This is a genomic window from Pseudomonas frederiksbergensis (genome assembly GCF_001874645.1).
In the GTDB taxonomy this organism is placed as follows: Bacteria; Pseudomonadota; Gammaproteobacteria; order Pseudomonadales; family Pseudomonadaceae; genus Aquipseudomonas; species Aquipseudomonas frederiksbergensis_B.
Genome location: NZ_CP017886.1, coordinates 1341036 through 1355023, shown reverse-complemented (window position 1 = coordinate 1355023; position 13988 = coordinate 1341036). Strand labels below are relative to the sequence as shown.

General features: G+C 54.7%; 15 protein-coding genes and 1 pseudogene. 7 read left to right on the top strand and 9 right to left on the bottom strand.

All coding sequences use genetic code 11. From position 1 onward, the window contains the following. Window positions 1-15: 15 nt before the first annotated feature. A complete protein-coding gene (locus tag BLL42_RS06810; RefSeq protein ID WP_071551366.1) occupies window positions 16-498 on the top strand; it encodes a tetratricopeptide repeat protein in 483 nt (160 codons plus the stop codon). A 61-nt stretch (window positions 499-559) separates the two neighbouring features. On the opposite strand, the gene BLL42_RS06805 is transcribed toward BLL42_RS06810, so the two are convergent. After that, on the bottom strand, window positions 560-1945 hold the full coding sequence (locus BLL42_RS06805; RefSeq protein WP_071551365.1) for an IS4 family transposase: 1386 nt from the start codon (window positions 1943-1945) through the stop codon (window positions 560-562). Window positions 1946-2220: 275 nt separating this feature from the next. Between BLL42_RS06805 and BLL42_RS06800 the strand changes: the two genes are divergently transcribed. Together BLL42_RS06800 and BLL42_RS06790 are read left to right on the top strand one after the other, a co-directional pair. Further along, window positions 2221-2715 carry a hypothetical protein gene (locus BLL42_RS06800; protein ID WP_071551364.1) on the top strand — a complete coding sequence of 165 codons (495 nt, stop codon included), beginning with the start codon at window positions 2221-2223 and terminating at the stop codon, window positions 2713-2715. Between the two features lie 303 nt (window positions 2716-3018). Further along, window positions 3019-4181, top strand: a protein-coding gene (locus tag BLL42_RS06790; protein WP_129586922.1) for an IS3 family transposase whose coding sequence is annotated in 2 segments (ribosomal slippage) — window positions 3019-3274 and window positions 3274-4181 — 1164 coding nt in all. Because the reading frame shifts where the segments join, the coding sequence is not laid out codon by codon here. Here BLL42_RS06790 and BLL42_RS06785 read toward each other — a convergent pair. Further along, a complete protein-coding gene (locus BLL42_RS06785) occupies window positions 4112-5491 on the bottom strand; it encodes an IS4 family transposase (protein ID WP_236721975.1) in 1380 nt (459 codons plus the stop codon). The two genes, BLL42_RS06790 and BLL42_RS06785, sit on opposite strands and share 70 nt — an antisense overlap. Before the next feature lie 140 nt (window positions 5492-5631). On the opposite strand from BLL42_RS06785, the gene BLL42_RS30310 reads away from it, so the two are divergent. Both BLL42_RS30310 and BLL42_RS06775 read left to right on the top strand, forming a co-directional pair. Then, window positions 5632-6390: a hypothetical protein gene (locus BLL42_RS30310; protein WP_201788750.1), complete on the top strand. Its 759-nt coding sequence runs from the start codon at window positions 5632-5634 to the stop codon at window positions 6388-6390. Then, window positions 6387-6677 carry an immunity protein CdiI family protein gene (locus BLL42_RS06775; protein WP_071551363.1) on the top strand — a complete coding sequence of 97 codons (291 nt, stop codon included), beginning with the start codon at window positions 6387-6389 and terminating at the stop codon, window positions 6675-6677. The genes BLL42_RS30310 and BLL42_RS06775 overlap by 4 nt, the downstream gene beginning before the upstream one ends. A gap of 92 nt (window positions 6678-6769) precedes the next feature. Here BLL42_RS06775 and BLL42_RS30430 read toward each other — a convergent pair. The 6 genes and pseudogenes from BLL42_RS30430 to BLL42_RS06740 all read right to left on the bottom strand — a co-directional run. After that, window positions 6770-7018 (bottom strand): annotated as a pseudogene (locus tag BLL42_RS30430) (IS4 family transposase); the annotation flags it as partial. 257 nt (window positions 7019-7275) lie between these two features. Next, on the bottom strand, window positions 7276-7542 hold the full coding sequence (locus BLL42_RS06765; protein WP_071551362.1) for a short-chain dehydrogenase: 267 nt from the start codon (window positions 7540-7542) through the stop codon (window positions 7276-7278). Then, window positions 7539-7823, bottom strand: a complete 285-nt coding sequence (locus tag BLL42_RS06760; protein WP_071551361.1) for a DUF3077 domain-containing protein — start codon at window positions 7821-7823, stop codon at window positions 7539-7541. Before BLL42_RS06760 ends, BLL42_RS06765 begins: the two co-directional genes overlap by 4 nt. 671 nt (window positions 7824-8494) lie before the next feature. Continuing rightward, entirely contained in the window at window positions 8495-9229 is a 735-nt protein-coding gene (locus BLL42_RS06750; RefSeq protein ID WP_071551360.1) for a DUF899 domain-containing protein, read from the bottom strand. 102 nt (window positions 9230-9331) lie between these two features. Further along, window positions 9332-10219 (bottom strand): DUF6279 family lipoprotein, encoded by an 888-nt coding sequence (locus BLL42_RS06745; protein WP_071551359.1) that lies wholly within the window; start codon window positions 10217-10219, stop codon window positions 9332-9334. Between the two features lie 175 nt (window positions 10220-10394). Next, window positions 10395-10583, bottom strand: coding sequence for a PFL_1563 family small protein (locus BLL42_RS06740; RefSeq protein ID WP_030131898.1), 189 nt, complete (start codon window positions 10581-10583; stop codon window positions 10395-10397). A gap of 351 nt (window positions 10584-10934) precedes the next feature. Between BLL42_RS06740 and BLL42_RS06735 the strand changes: the two genes are divergently transcribed. Both BLL42_RS06735 and BLL42_RS06730 read left to right on the top strand, forming a co-directional pair. Next, window positions 10935-11771 (top strand): CvfB family protein, encoded by an 837-nt coding sequence (locus BLL42_RS06735; protein ID WP_071551358.1) that lies wholly within the window; start codon window positions 10935-10937, stop codon window positions 11769-11771. 97 nt (window positions 11772-11868) lie between these two features. Then, window positions 11869-12798 (top strand): DMT family transporter, encoded by a 930-nt coding sequence (locus BLL42_RS06730; RefSeq protein WP_071551357.1) that lies wholly within the window; start codon window positions 11869-11871, stop codon window positions 12796-12798. On the opposite strand, the gene BLL42_RS06725 is transcribed toward BLL42_RS06730, so the two are convergent. Then, a complete protein-coding gene (locus tag BLL42_RS06725; protein WP_071551356.1) occupies window positions 12746-13924 on the bottom strand; it encodes an MFS transporter in 1179 nt (392 codons plus the stop codon). The genes BLL42_RS06730 and BLL42_RS06725 overlap by 53 nt on opposite strands. Window positions 13925-13988 lie beyond the last annotated feature (64 nt).

Below are 13988 nucleotides of genomic sequence, written 5' to 3'. Positions count from 1 at the left end.
TCGAGGAGTGGTTGCATGAATGAAAAGAAGATTGACCTATCCGCCTTTTGCATGAGAGCGAGAGGATTCCTGTCCCAAGGTCGGAGTGATGATGCGCTTGGTTTATACGGGGATGTCATCCACATCGATCCAGACAATGCTTTGGCATATGCTGATCGTGGTACAGCGTATGCAATGCTGAAGAAATTCGATATGGCGCTCAGTGATTTGGAGCGGGCGTTTGCGCTTGGGTATGCTGATGCGTCAGCTTATAGCACTGTGGCTACAATCTATTTTGAATTGAAGCAATTTCCAGATGCGCTCAAGTATTTTGCTCAAGCCATTGGGTTAGACCCGAGCTATCCTTTAGCCTACTACAATAGGTCTAATGTTTTGCACGAATTGGGAGATGATAACGCCGCTATTGCAGATCTTGAAAAATGTCTTGGATTCGAGATGGAAGAGGACTTCAAGAGGTTGATTCTGAGTCGCCTTGATTTATTGAAGTCTCAGCAATAGAGATAGTCAATACTGTGCCGGTCGTGGTGAAGTACGAAAAGGGGACAGATTTGAATGGCACTTACTTAACATGTTTGGCATGCCCACTCTTCCTAACATCCGCCCTTGCTGACCGACGTGGTTTGGTCAGCAAGGGGTAGGCTTGAGGTCTTCGTTTTATGGCTCGCGGCTCGATACGACCAGGTCGGTTTCCAACGCGCCTTTGAGCGATCAGCGTCAGTAAATTTGATAGGCCATCCTCTTCTTCAGGGCTGCCATATTGTCGCAGCGCCAACCATAGCTGAAGGCTGTGTTTGAAGCTCAGTTCGCGAGGTAAGCAGTCTGCTAACAGAGCCGATTGTGCCATGAGCATACGGATCAGATTGTGTGCCAACAGATAGACCCATAACTCCTTGACAGCCATGCCCGGAGTTTTACAGCTCAACTTTCCCAGCCCCAGCGTAGCCTTGAGATTGCGCAGATCCAGTTCGACATGCCAACGCCCTTTGTACAGTGACTTGAGGGCTGACTTGGGTGTTTGTTGTGGACACTGCAACGTGGTCACCAACGTCTTTCCGCCAGCCTTCAGCTCCCGCACTGTCAGTCTTTCAGGCGCCTGTTCGTATTGCGTTTGACTCATCCAGGGGGGTCTTCTTTCGGGCCTTTTCAACTCGATCAGATGGTCTTCCGAGCCGAGACTTTGCCCCAGGCGAAAGTCCGTGCTGCGCCGTCGAGCGCCATATTGTTCGAACACGCCATCGATACCTCTTCGTTGCAACTCGCACAGCAGGAAATAGGTAGCGTAATAAGCGTCGCCCAACAAAATGTCGCCTGTTTTCAGCGTATCGAGCATTGATCTGAGCAGCGTCTGCTCATCGCCGCCCTTGCCTCGGAAACGTCCAAGGGCGGCATCTAAAACGGCACCGCTGGAGAGGCAAACGATGCCGACCACTCGACACAACGGAAAACCAAGACCGACTTTCTGGCCGCGTGACTGCGGATAGGCACCTTGATTGGCAGTCGTATCGGGCATCGAAACCGTTGTCCCGTCGACAAGGCGTACGGGTCGCCCCATCCAGCGCCACGAGGACGGTGCCTGATCACTGATAGACGAACCGGTATGCCGAACCAGCGTGGATACCATTTCCACCGGTAAGCGTTGTCTGGCTTTACAGAAGGCGCCCGTGCGAGTGCTGTTGGGTTTCATGCCGCTACAGGATCGCTTGATGGAGAAATCGTTGACGGCGTTCTGACAGGAGCGATCGGCACTCATCGCTTGAGCCAGAAACATCGAAAGGGTTTCGGTTGGTGGAAACAGGCGCTCTCGATGCTCTGGCAGTGCTGACTCGACGCGCTGTAGCAGCTCGGGAGCCGTGAGGAGGTTGAAAAAAGCATAGGCATCACAGTTCGAAGCATGGCGGCGAAAACGTTGCTGTTGATGCTGGAGAATTTGGCGTCTACGATCCATGAGGGCTGTGTCCTTGGTTTTTGGTGTGTGTTCGCAACTATCACCGTAGACCAAGACCAGCCCTTCTTCATTTTTTGCTTTCAGCTCAAGTGGTTAGCTGCTAAGTAAGTGCCATTCAAATCTGTCCCCTTTTTGTTTTATGTTAATCATGTTGTTAAGTACTTTTCGGGTGATAAGCAAGGGGTGGCGGGCGGGGTCGATATTTTGGATTATAAGTCCAGGGTAGAGTTCGGTTGCAAGCTGCTAGGTTATAATGCGACGCAAGGGTGTGCGCCATGAGTAATGGACGATATCCGTCTATGAGGGTTTTTACAGTATTTGTGCTGTGCCCATTATTGACGGGGTTTGTAGTTGGGATCGTTGCCCTGATAGTAACGATTTTTCATTTGGTTAGTAATCCGCGCTTGTTGGGTGAGGTGCGAGGGGCTGAGAGTATGTTGGTGCTTGTCATGGCGCCGCTCATGGCTGAGTTGGTATTTATTATTCCATTTTCTGTTTTTGGTTTTTTTGTGGTGGTACAGAAGGTTAGAAAAACGGCAAGTGCCTTGCGGGCTATTTCTATAATTGGTGGTTCTGTAGCCTCACTATGGGGGTTGCTTATTATTCTTGTGATTAATGGTGGAGGGCAGAAGACTTATATTTCTGGTTATGGTTTTTTGCTAGTGGCGGTTTTTTTTGTAGCTATGTTATTCACAGGTTTTTCAGCTTATTTTGTTTTGCCTGAAAAAAATACAATCTCAGTGCTCGAAAGGCTCAAAGATAAACCTTGATAAAAAAGCCACAGTGCTCAACCGAAAAAAGGGGGCGAAAGACAAAAAGGGGACAGATTTGAATGGCACTTACTTAACATGTTTGGCATGCCCACTCTTCCTAACATCCGCCCTTGCTGACCGATGTGGTTTAGTACGAAAAGGGGACAGATTTATTTTTAGAGCGAAAAGGGGACAGATTTGAATGGCACTTACTTAACATGTTTGGCATGCCCACTCTTCCTAACATCCGCCCTTGCTGTAGTGGTCTAATGATTCCGGACACCCATTTAGGCGAGAATACCCGCCAGATCGAGGTGTCAGATGACCAAGCAACGCCGTACCTTTTCCGCTGAATTCAAACGCGAGGCTGCCGACCTCGTGCTCAAGCAAAACTACAGCTTCATCGAGGCCAGCCGCTCGCTCGGCGTTGGCGAATCGGTTCTGCGCCGTTGGGTCGACCAGCTTCAGCAGGAGCGCACAGGCATCACCCCACAGAGCAAGGCGCTAACTCCAGAGCAGCAAAAAATCCAGGAGCTGGAAGCTCGGATCGCTCGCCTTGAGCGCGAGAAATCGATACTAAAAAAGGCTACCGCGCTCTTGATGTCGGAAGATCTCGAGCGTACGCGCTGATCAATCAGTTAAGCGTCCATGAGCCAGTTGATTGCTTGTGCGAGGTGTTCGAAGTCGCCCGCTCGAGTTACTACGCACATCGTCTCAGACGGCTAACCCCTGACGTTGAGCGGCTCAGGCTGCGTAGTCGAGTGAACGAGTTGTTCACCCGGGGGCGAAGTGCGCCGGGCAGCCGCAGCATCACCGTGATGATGCAAGAAGAGGGTGAGCAAATCGGGCGGTTCAAGGTACGCGGCCTGATGCGCGAACTGGAGCTGGTCAGCAAGCAGCCGGGATCACACGCCTACAAAAAAGCGACGGTGGAGCGGCCTGATATCCCGAACATCTTGAACCGGGAGTTTGATGTCGAGGCGCCCAACCAGGTCTGGTGTGGCGATATCACCTACATTTGGGCGCAGGGTAAATGGCACTACCTTGCGGTTGTCCTGGATCTCTACGCGCGTCGAGTTGTGGGCTGGGCGTTATCAGAAAAGCCGGATGCAGATCTGGTGGTCAAGGCGCTGGACGTGGCTTACGAACAACGTGGAAAGCCTCAGGGGTTGCTGTTTCACTCGGATCAAGGATCGCAGTACGCCAGCCGCCAATTTCGCCAACGACTGTGGCGCTACCGTATGCGCCAGAGCATGAGTCGCCGAGGAAATTGCTGGGATAATGCGCCGATGGAACGGGTGTTTCGCAGTTTGAAAACAGAATGGATACCGACCACTGGCTACATGACCGGCCAGCAAGCTCAGCGAGACATCAGCCAGTACCTGATGCATCACTACAACTGGATCCGACCCCATCAATTTAACGATGGGTTGGCCCCGGCGAAAACTGAAGAAAAACTCAAAACCGTGTCCGGGATTAGTTGACCACTACATGCTGACCGACGTGGTTTGGTCAGCAAGGGGTAGGCTTGAGGTCTTCGTTTTATGGCTCGCGGCTCGATTCGACCAGGCCGGTTTCCAACGCGCCTTTGCGCGATCAGCATCAATAAGTCTGACAGGCCGTCCTCGTCTTCAAGGCCCCTATATTGTCGCAGCGCAAGCCATAGCTGAAGGCTGTGCTTGAAGCTCAGTTCGCGAGGCAAGCAGTCTGCTAACAGAGCCGATTGTGCCATGAGCATACGGATCAGATTGTGTGCCAACAGATAGACCCATAACTCCTTGACAGCCATGCCCGGAGTTTTACAGCTCAACTTTCCCAGCCCCAGCGTAGCCTTGAGATTGCGCAGATCCAGTTCGACATGCCAACGCCCTTTGTACAGTGACTTGAGGGCTGACTTGGGTGTTTGTTGTGGACACTGCAACGTGGTCACCAACGTCTTTCCGCCAGCCTTCAGCTCCCGCACTGTCAGTCTTTCAGGCGCCTGTTCGTATTGCGTTTGACTCATCCAGGGGGGTCTTCTTTCGGGCCTTTTCAACTCGATCAGATGGTCTTCCGAGCCGAGACTTTGCCCCAGGCGAAAGTCCGTGCTGCGCCGTCGAGCGCCATATTGTTCGAACACGCCATCGATACCTCTTCGTTGCAACTCGCACAGCAGGAAATAGGTAGCGTAATAAGCGTCGCCCAACAAAATGTCGCCTGTTTTCAGCGTATCGAGCATTGATCTGAGCAGCGTCTGCTCATCGCCGCCCTTGCCTCGGAAACGTCCAAGGGCGGCATCTAAAACGGCACCGCTGGAGAGGCAAACGATGCCGACCACTCGACACAACGGAAAACCAAGACCGACTTTCTGGCCGCGTGACTGCGGATAGGCACCTTGATTGGCAGTCGTATCGGGCATCGAAACCGTTGTCCCGTCGACAAGGCGTACGGGTCGCCCCATCCAGCGCCACGAGGACGGTGCCTGATCACTGATAGACGAACCGGTATGCCGAACCAGCGTGGATACCATTTCCACCGGTAAGCGTTGTCTGGCTTTACAGAAGGCGCCCGTGCGAGTGCTGTTGGGTTTCATGCCGCTACAGGAGCGATCGGCACTCATCGCTTGAGCCAGAAACATCGAAAGGGTTTCGGTTGGTGGAAACAGGCGCTCTCGATGCTCTGGCAGTGCTGACTCGACGCGCTGTAGCAGCTCGGGAGCCGTGAGGAGGTTGAAAAAAGCATAGGCATCACAGTTCGAAGCATGGCGGCGAAAACGTTGCTGTTGATGCTGGAGAATTTGGCGTCTACGATCCATGAGGGCTGTGTCCTTGGTTTTTGGTGTGTGTTCGCAACTATCACCGTAGACCAAGACCAGCCCTTCTTCATTTTTTGCTTTCAGCTCAAGTGGTTAGCTGCTAAGTAAGTGCCATTCAAATCTGTCCCCTTTTTGTTCTCGTGCTCGATGCGCAGGGCGGCTTCCGCTCATCAGCCCAAGTTGACGGACAAGCGTTCAATCCACGCTTTATGCCTTGTGGTGATGCCTCTTGCGTAGCGGTTGGGGCTAACATAGATCTGAATGATCCAGAGACCAAGCGTTGGATTGAAGCCGGGGATGCAAAAGCCAAGAGTGACGCGCTGGCCATTGGGTCACTTGCGCCGGTACCGATGTCCTGGGTTGGAAAGGTTCTCGGGTCGATTCTTGGCAAGGGGGCTTTGAGAGAGGCGATTGTTGCGGGTGAGGCGGCGGGTGCTGCAAAGAGTACGGGAGCCTCGTCTGTTTGGGAAAACGCGGTATCGAGAGCAGATGGGGACTTTGGATACTTAAATCAGACACCAAAATTTGGAGTGAATCCGAATTGCCTCGAGGAAATGACAGCAAATGGAGTGAAATATACTCCTGAAAATGTTATTGCAACGACTCGTAGCCAAAGTGGGCAGGTTGTGTTCTTAGAAGTAGGAAATTCTAAGGCAGGTTTACAACATATTATTGAAGAGCATGGTACTCAATTTACGCAAATGGGTGTCACTGAAGCACAAATTCCTAGCGTTGTAATGAAAGCTGTTTCTGAAGGCAAGCTTATTGGCTATCAAGGTTCTGGGGTTGGTCGTCCGATTTATGAGTTGACTATAAACGGGCAATCTCAACGAATAGCGGTAACTGTTGGTAATAATGGTTATGTTGTTGGCGCTAATCCAAGGAGAGGGGTGAAATGAGGTATATAAAATTGATGGCCGATTATCAGTGTCACCCGCTTTGGGATATTTCTCCGGATGAGTATGGGGACATAGATCCTAGTACTCTTCCTATTTCTAAAGAGCTTAAATGTCGGTTGGCGAAATGGGCTTGCTTGTATGATGAAACCCTGGATTTTGATTGTCCGCAGAATTCCGGATTTAAAACTGAAGAGTTGGAGGTTGAATTTAAAAGAGAAGGTAGGTTGCTTGTTGATTGTCTACAAAGCGAGCTTGGCGCTGATTTTGTTGTTACAGCTAAAATTTAGTTTCTACAAAATGCGAAAAGGGGCAGATTTATTTATTGATGAACGATTTTGGCCGTCGAAAATAAATCTGCCCCTGAGAGATCCCCACAAATCTACTCCAAAGCCTGCGCCTGTTGACGTACTTCGTCTCGTAACGCGTGCTCAAGTCTCTCCAAGGCTTTTCGAGAGCTTGAGCCGCGTCCGCTACGCCAGTATTCCAAGCCCAGTCGCCACAGCGACAACACCCTTCGACATTTAAGGCTGTTGCTTTGAAAGCGATGGTCATGACTCGCTTTGCGGGTCTGCAAACCCGTTAAGCAAAGGATGTCGTTGGCCAATGCCGAGATCAGCAACAGCACCTCACCTCACCTCACCTTGACTTGAGATCGGCGAATAGGTGTCCCCTTTTTGGTGCAGATTGATTGCGGCTTGGAAAGCTCCGTCATTAGGCTCACTCTGAAAACGAGCCTTACTCTCAAATAAATCGTACCCCGCGATGAGGTACATAGTTATCGCGGGGTACGGCGTTGAGCACCATCGTTTTGCAAGATTTTGCACGCACGGCCTGAGGCTCAGTGGGTCCTTCCCCGCAAAGTGCGGGAACAGCGTATGCGTTACTTCAGTGCTGCGCCCGAATCTGGCGCCCCAACACATCCATCACATCGCAGCCATCACGCAGCAGCATGGCCGCTGCGTGGGCGATTTGCTGCACGTCTGCGCCTTTGGCATGGGCAATGTCGAGGCTGGCCAGGCTTTCCATCATCTGCGTGACCGCCAGAAACCGTGCAACGGCGTTGCTGTGCAGCACATCCAGCGGCGCCTGAGTGGCGACCAGCAGCACCGGGATATCGCCATCGTTGTTGGTCATCGGCATGTGCGGGTTCATGCGTCATCTCCCGGTTGGGCGGCGTGCAGTCCGTCGATCGAAGCCTGGACCAATGATCGGGCGGTGCCGAGCATCTGCTGGCTGGCCCAGCGTAACGAGACGATGTGTTCCGGGCGGGTGGCGGTGGGGGCTTGATGAGCGAGGGCTTCGGCGCAGCTCAGGTAAACCGAGGCGTGTTCGAGTGCATCGAGTAACGGGATGTCGGGTTGGACGGCGAACAGGTAATGGTCGACATGGTCGCAGCGGGCGAAGGGGGTGGCTTTTGTGGTTGGATCGGTCATGGGTGTAGCTCCTTAGTGATCAAGAGCTGCCACGTGGTCGCCGTCAAACGATAGGGTGGCAACTGTGCGCAGGTTGACGGACCGGTCTAAGGCACCCGGCGCACTCGAAAGTGCCCCGCGCACAGTCACCATTAAGTTTTGCATCGAGCACAGAAGTGCACGAGCAAAGTTGAAGGACAGTGCGCGCCTTAAAACCACCGAGCCGTCAAACCCGATCACGAATGAGTCGTGACAGGCGCGAGGATAGGGAGTGAGGCTGTGGCAGTCAATCGGCCTAAGGTCTGACGCAGATGGTTTGTTTGTAGGTTTGTTCCGAGACTGACAGTTGCCGTGTGCGCAGATACCGATCGCCAATTGCGATGAGCGCAACTGGGGCGGGATTAACGGTCTGAGGAAAAGGGGGCGGCACGCTCAACCGCTCAACGCAACGTATGTACACTTTCCGCTCGGTGATTTTGGCCACTTACTTGGCCAGGTGTCCGCGTTGGGCGGTGACTTCTTCGGGGAGTGCAGGCCAGTGCTGAGGGAGCAAGCTCCCTCGCCACAGCTGTGGTTTAGCGTTTCTTCACCGCGATACACATATCCATTTCCATCACATCGGTCTTCTGGTCGTAGGAAGCGTCTACCGGGTAGCGTTCGAAGCAGGGACGTTTGTCGAGGGTCAGCCTGAGTTACTCGCAGCAGTGTTTGGTGCCCGGCGCGGTCTCGTAACGATCGTGATGGCGCACCCATTTCATGCCTTGCTCTTCGTTGCGGCCCTTGGGCGTCAGGTCGAGGTAGTTATAGGCGCCGACCAGCAAGTCCAGGCCGCGAGCGTAGGTGGAATAGGTGTGGAAGATTTCGCCGGCGTCATTGCGATAAAACACGCTCAGCCCCGGCAGTTCACCTTCGGTGCTGGTGCTTTTTTCGTAGTTGTAGGTCGCGGTGCCGTCCGCGAGTTCCTGCTCGCTGATGGTCACCTTGTAGTCGGCGTTGAAGTCGCTGCCAGCTGAGGAGACCCATTTGAACTGCCAACCCATGCGTTTGCGGAATGCCTGGAATTCTGCCAATGGCGCGTGGGAAACCACCACCAGTGAAATGTCGTGGTGCGCCAGGTGCTGGTTGGCGCCGTCGATGTGATCGGACACAAACGAGCAACCGTGGCAGCCTTCTTCCCAGCCCTTGGCAAACATGAAGTGATAGATGATCAGCTGGCTGTTGCCAGCAAAAAGGTCCGCGAGGTTTTGCCGTCCGTCGGGGCCTTCGAACAGATAGTTCTTGTCGACTTTCACCCAGGGCAGTGCGCGACGTTCGGCGCTGAGTTTGTCGCGCTCCCGGGTAAAGGCTTTTTCGTGAATCAGATGCTGTTGACGGGCCGCGAGCCATTCTTCTCGGGACACGACCTTGTGCGGGTGCACGCTGTTCATGACGTTTCCTCCTGCGAGGTTGGCGTGTTATGGCTTACACAGCCTAGTCGTTTGACCGACGCCGTAATCGACAAGCCGCTGATCGGTTGTCGGCATTTTCATTCATGCACCTGGAGGGGCATTGGGCTGAGCCGCGACCTTCAAGCACTTCAAGGCGCTGAAATCCCCGCGCATCTTGTCGATTTTTTTCAGCAAGTGCTGGCGTTGATCGGCCGTACTGTCGGCCATCAGGTCGACAATCAGGCTGCGCGCCTGGGCTTCGGTGTTGGTGTAAGCCTGGCGATAGGCTGGGGTCCATAGGGTCTCGCGATCGACCAGCAGGGTTTCGATGCGTTGCGCAAAGTCGCTGTTATGGCGTTGTTCGACTGCTGCACTGAACTGTGCCTGCCAATGAGCGCGGTTGGCGATCCATTGCTGATTTTGCTCGCCCAGCGCGTTGGCCCAGGCAACAACGCGCTGCGCCTGAGCAGTGTTGAGCGGGCCAAGCCAGTCGTCCAGACGTTTATCCATCCGCTCGATGCGGTGTTTGATCTGCAGCGCCAGCGGTGCGTTGAGGTATTTTTCCTGATGCACGCGCTGGTCTTTGGCGAAGGCCTGCTTCATCTCGTTGACCTGTTGGTCATTCAAACCCTGCAACAACTCGACCGCCGACGGGGTGATTTCCCGGGCGGTCTGGGCGATGGCTTGCTTGGCTTCGAGGATTCTGGCTTGCAGCGCGGCGTCTGTGACTTGATTGGTTTCGACCATCTGCTGCAAACGGTCGAGCCAGTCGACGTAGCCGGGTAATTGCGTGGAGCAATGCCAACTGAGGTGTTCCTTGAGGCGTTCGCTGAGCCAGCCTTTTTGCTCGCTGTTCATGCCCAGGTAGTCGTTGAGCGTCCAGGGAATGATGATGTCGAGATTGCGGTAGGCCAGGCTCACCCGGTTGCAGGCCAGTAGTGCGAGGCACAGGGTCAGGAGCAGAGCCAGGTGTTTCAACCAGCGCAACATGAGCCAATCCTTGCAAGGGCGTAGTTCTGGTATCTGAATGCAGGATGGACCCGGCTGTTCAGCTGATCAAATAGAACGCACGTTTGGTCTTGAAGGATGTTGCTGGGGAGAGGGTTCCAGTCCTAGCGCTTCGAAGCTCAAAGCGCTTAGGGACCAGGGTGACGCGAGGGGGGTATTACTTTTTGCCGAGCGTGATTTGCTTGGACGGGCCGAATGTCTGGCCGCTGACGCCTTTGGCAATTTGCTGGATCTCGCCGCCGGACTTGAGGAAAGCAGCAATCTGGTCGTTGATCGATTCGCTGGTTTCAACGGCTGGAGCTGGCTTTGCTTTGCTGTTGGATGCTTTTACACGCATGGCGGCCATTAACCTGTAGAAAATTAACTTGGCCAGGCATCGTACAGGAAATACTTGACAATTGCTTGGTAAATATCCCCCTGAAATAACCGAGGGCGGGTGTCGATTATTTATAAGTTGCTGTTCGCAATAACCGCCTAAGCCACTGTTTTAAATAAGAACACTGACGTGAAAAAAAGCGTGTTTTGCTTACCGATATCAGCGAAAACCGTCTGGATGGTCTGACGAGCGGGCTCTGCTCTGGTGCAAAACCCAGGAAAAATGAGCCTCGCAGCGGATTTTTCTTCGCAAGCCGGCCAGTCACCCAACGGCGTCGGCAAAACCGGGTAGAATGCCGCCCAAGCAATGAGGGTATTGGAAATGGCTTTAGTCGGGCGCTACAACAGCTTGCAAGTGGTTAAACACACTAACTTTGGTTTATATCTGGACGGTGGCGCGGATGGCGAAATCCTTCTGCCGAATCGTTATATTCCCAAAGATATTCCCAGCGAAGATGAAGACTGGCTGAACGTTTTTGTTTATCTGGACAGCGATGACAAACTCATCGCAACTACGGAAAAACCGAAAGTTCAGGTCGGTGAATTCGCCAGTCTTAAAGTCGTTGAAGTCAACAGCATCGGTGTGTTTCTCGACTGGGGTCTGCCCAAGGACCTGCTGCTGCCGTATTCCGAAGAAAAGCGTCAAATGACCGCTGGCGAATACTGCGTGGTACACGTCTACCTCGACAAGCACACCCGCCGTATCACCGCGACCGCGCGTCTGGATCGTTACCTGGACAAAACCCCGGCCAACTACAAACCTGGCCAGGAAGTTGACCTGTTGGTGGCTGAAGCGACCGAGATGGGCTTCAAGGCGATCATCAACAACAAGCATTGGGGCTTGATCCACAAGAACGAAATCTTCAAGTTCATGCGTGCCGGCAAGGAAGAGAAGGGCTTCATCAAGGAAGTTCGCGCCGACGGCAAGATCAGCCTGAGCCTGCAGCCAGTCGGTGAAGAAGCGGCCACCAGCCTGAACTCGAAGATCCTCGCCAAGTTGCGCGACAACAACGGCACCTTGCCGGTCAGCGACAAGAGCGACCCGGCGCTGATCAGCAGCCTGTTCGGCGTCAGCAAAGGCAACTTCAAGAAGGCCATCGGTGCGCTCTACAAGAACGGCCAGATCGTCATTCACGCGGATCGCATCGAGCTGAGTTGAGTTGTGCTGAGCTGACCTCACTGCCCCGGCCAAGTACCGGGGCATTTTTATTCTATTGAGTAACTGCCATGTCGTTGACCGTTCGCGAGGTTTCGCGGTGATCGCCACTCGGCGCAGCGCCGATGGTTTTGCCCTGCAAGTGATGCTCGGCTTGTGCCTGGTCTGGGGTGTCCAGCAGGTGATGATCAAATGGGCGGCGGCAGACATCGCCCCCGTGATGCAGGCCGCCGGGCGTTCCGGAATGTCCGCGTTGCTGGTGGGGTTGCTGATCTGCTGGAAGGGCGGCTGGAATCAGGTTGGCAGCACCTGGCGCGGCGGTTTGCTGGCGGGCAGCCTGTTTGCGATCGAGTTTTTGTTCATCGCCGAGGGTCTGCAACTGACCACGGCGGCGCACATGTCGGTGTTCCTCTATACCGCGCCGATCTTCACCGCATTGGGCGTGCATTGGTTGCTGCCAAGCGAGCGTTTACGACGGTTGCAATGGCTGGGAATCCTGCTGGCGTTTATCGGTATTGCCGTGGCATTTGCCGGTGGCGTGTCCTGGGACAGTCTGGACCAGCGGATGCTGCTCGGCGATGCCTTCGGCGTTCTGGCCGGGGCCGCCTGGGGCGCGACTACCGTGGTAGTCCGAGCCTCGCGGTTGTCGGAAGCCCCAGCGACCTTGACCCTGTTTTATCAACTGATTGTCGGCTTTCTCGGCCTGCTGTTGATTGCCGCCCTGAGCGGGCAGATTACCCATGTTCACCTGACTCAGGTGGCGGTGGCCAGCGTGCTGTTCCAGGGGCTGGTGGTGTCGTTTTTCAGCTACCTGACATGGTTCTGGCTGCTGCGCCGTTACCTGGCGTCGAACCTCGCGGTGTTCTCCTTCATGACGCCGCTGTTTGGTGTCACCTTCGGGGTGTTGCTGCTCGATGAACCGTTGAGTGTCAACTTCGTCGTCGGTGCCGTGCTGGTGTTGCTCGGCATCACCTTTGTCAGCGCAGAACAGTGGGTGCGCCGTCGTTTGCGCAAAGCGCTGGAGCGTTGAGCGGACGCAGCAGCAAACCGCCGGCCAGCAGCATGCCGCTGCCAGCCACCATCAACGCCGGTTGCAAACCACCGCTGAAGTGGCTGCTCAGCGCCGCCAGCAATGGCCCGCTCAGCTGACCTACGGCAAAACACGCGGTCAGCAGGCCGGCATTGCGCTGGGTGGCATGTGGCGCCAGTTCTCGCGAGCGTTGCATCACCAGTTGCATGCAGGCCAGAAACGGCGTGCCGCAGAGAATCACCCCCAAGGCCAGACCGAGACCACTGCCCAGCAGGCAAGCGAAGACTCCGGCCGCTTGCAGCCACAACGTCGCGATCAACCAGTGACGCGTGGCATTGGGGTTATGCCGGCGCAAACTTACCAGCAACACACCGGTGGCGGCCGCCAGACCGAAACACGGCCAGAACAAATCTGCCTGCCATTGACCGTGAAAACGAGCGCTGGCCATCTGTGACAGGAAGGTCGCAGGAATGATGTAGCCCAGGCCGTACAGCGCGTAGATCACACCCAGCCGCGCAATTCCAGCACTCTTTGAGGCGACGGCAGTGGGGGCGGCTGCCACGCTCGCGGCCGGTTGCGGCAGGATCGGCAAAATCACCAACAGCATTGCCAGGCCCACGCCGGCATACACCAGCCACAAGGTTGCGGAGCTTTGTCCCAACAGGTTCGAGCCAAGAGCGAGCAAACCCGTCAGAAAAATCCCCAATCCCGGTCCGGCGAATACCAGTGCGCCCAGTCGTGGGCGCCCGGCGGCCAACGCCAATGGCTGACTCAGCGCGGTGATCATTACCAGTACCCAGGCGCTGGCTACGCCGGTACCGAAGCGCAACAACAGATGCGGCCAGAAGCCCTTGGCCCAGAACGAGGCGAGGGTCAGTAGCACGCATAGCCACAAACCGCCGAGCAAGCGTCGACGGACTTGCTCGGGGCGGCGAGAGAACATCGCGTCCACGGCGCCGATGAAGTAGCCCAGGTAATTGGCTGCCGCAATCAGACCCGCGGCGGTCAGGTCGATCTGACCTTCGCTGAGCAAATGCGGCAGCTGTGGGGTGAGCGCAAAGCGGCCAATGCCCATGGCCATCATCAAGGCAATGAAACTGCCGAGTAGGCGTACAAGTGGCGACATGATCAGGATTCCTGCAAAGGAGCAATGACCGTCAGGCTAGGACTGATTGACTTTCTTTAAAAAT

What these genes read in the sequence shown, in the direction of transcription:
- BLL42_RS06810 (WP_071551366.1), top strand. Translation starts at nt 16, where the DNA reads ATGAATGAAAAGAAGATTGACCTATCCGCCTTTTGCATGAGAGCGAGA.
- BLL42_RS06805 (WP_071551365.1), bottom strand. Translation starts at nt 1,945, where the DNA reads ATGGATCGTAGACGCCAAATTCTCCAGCATCAACAGCAACGTTTTCGC.
- BLL42_RS06800 (WP_071551364.1), top strand. Translation starts at nt 2,221, where the DNA reads ATGAGTAATGGACGATATCCGTCTATGAGGGTTTTTACAGTATTTGTG.
- BLL42_RS06785 (WP_236721975.1), bottom strand. Translation starts at nt 5,491, where the DNA reads ATGGATCGTAGACGCCAAATTCTCCAGCATCAACAGCAACGTTTTCGC.
- BLL42_RS06775 (WP_071551363.1), top strand. Translation starts at nt 6,387, where the DNA reads ATGAGGTATATAAAATTGATGGCCGATTATCAGTGTCACCCGCTTTGG.
- BLL42_RS06765 (WP_071551362.1), bottom strand. Translation starts at nt 7,542, where the DNA reads ATGAACCCGCACATGCCGATGACCAACAACGATGGCGATATCCCGGTG.
- BLL42_RS06760 (WP_071551361.1), bottom strand. Translation starts at nt 7,823, where the DNA reads ATGACCGATCCAACCACAAAAGCCACCCCCTTCGCCCGCTGCGACCAT.
- BLL42_RS06750 (WP_071551360.1), bottom strand. Translation starts at nt 9,229, where the DNA reads ATGAACAGCGTGCACCCGCACAAGGTCGTGTCCCGAGAAGAATGGCTC.
- BLL42_RS06745 (WP_071551359.1), bottom strand. Translation starts at nt 10,219, where the DNA reads ATGTTGCGCTGGTTGAAACACCTGGCTCTGCTCCTGACCCTGTGCCTC.
- BLL42_RS06740 (WP_030131898.1), bottom strand. Translation starts at nt 10,583, where the DNA reads ATGGCCGCCATGCGTGTAAAAGCATCCAACAGCAAAGCAAAGCCAGCT.
- BLL42_RS06735 (WP_071551358.1), top strand. Translation starts at nt 10,935, where the DNA reads ATGGCTTTAGTCGGGCGCTACAACAGCTTGCAAGTGGTTAAACACACT.
- BLL42_RS06725 (WP_071551356.1), bottom strand. Translation starts at nt 13,924, where the DNA reads ATGTCGCCACTTGTACGCCTACTCGGCAGTTTCATTGCCTTGATGATG.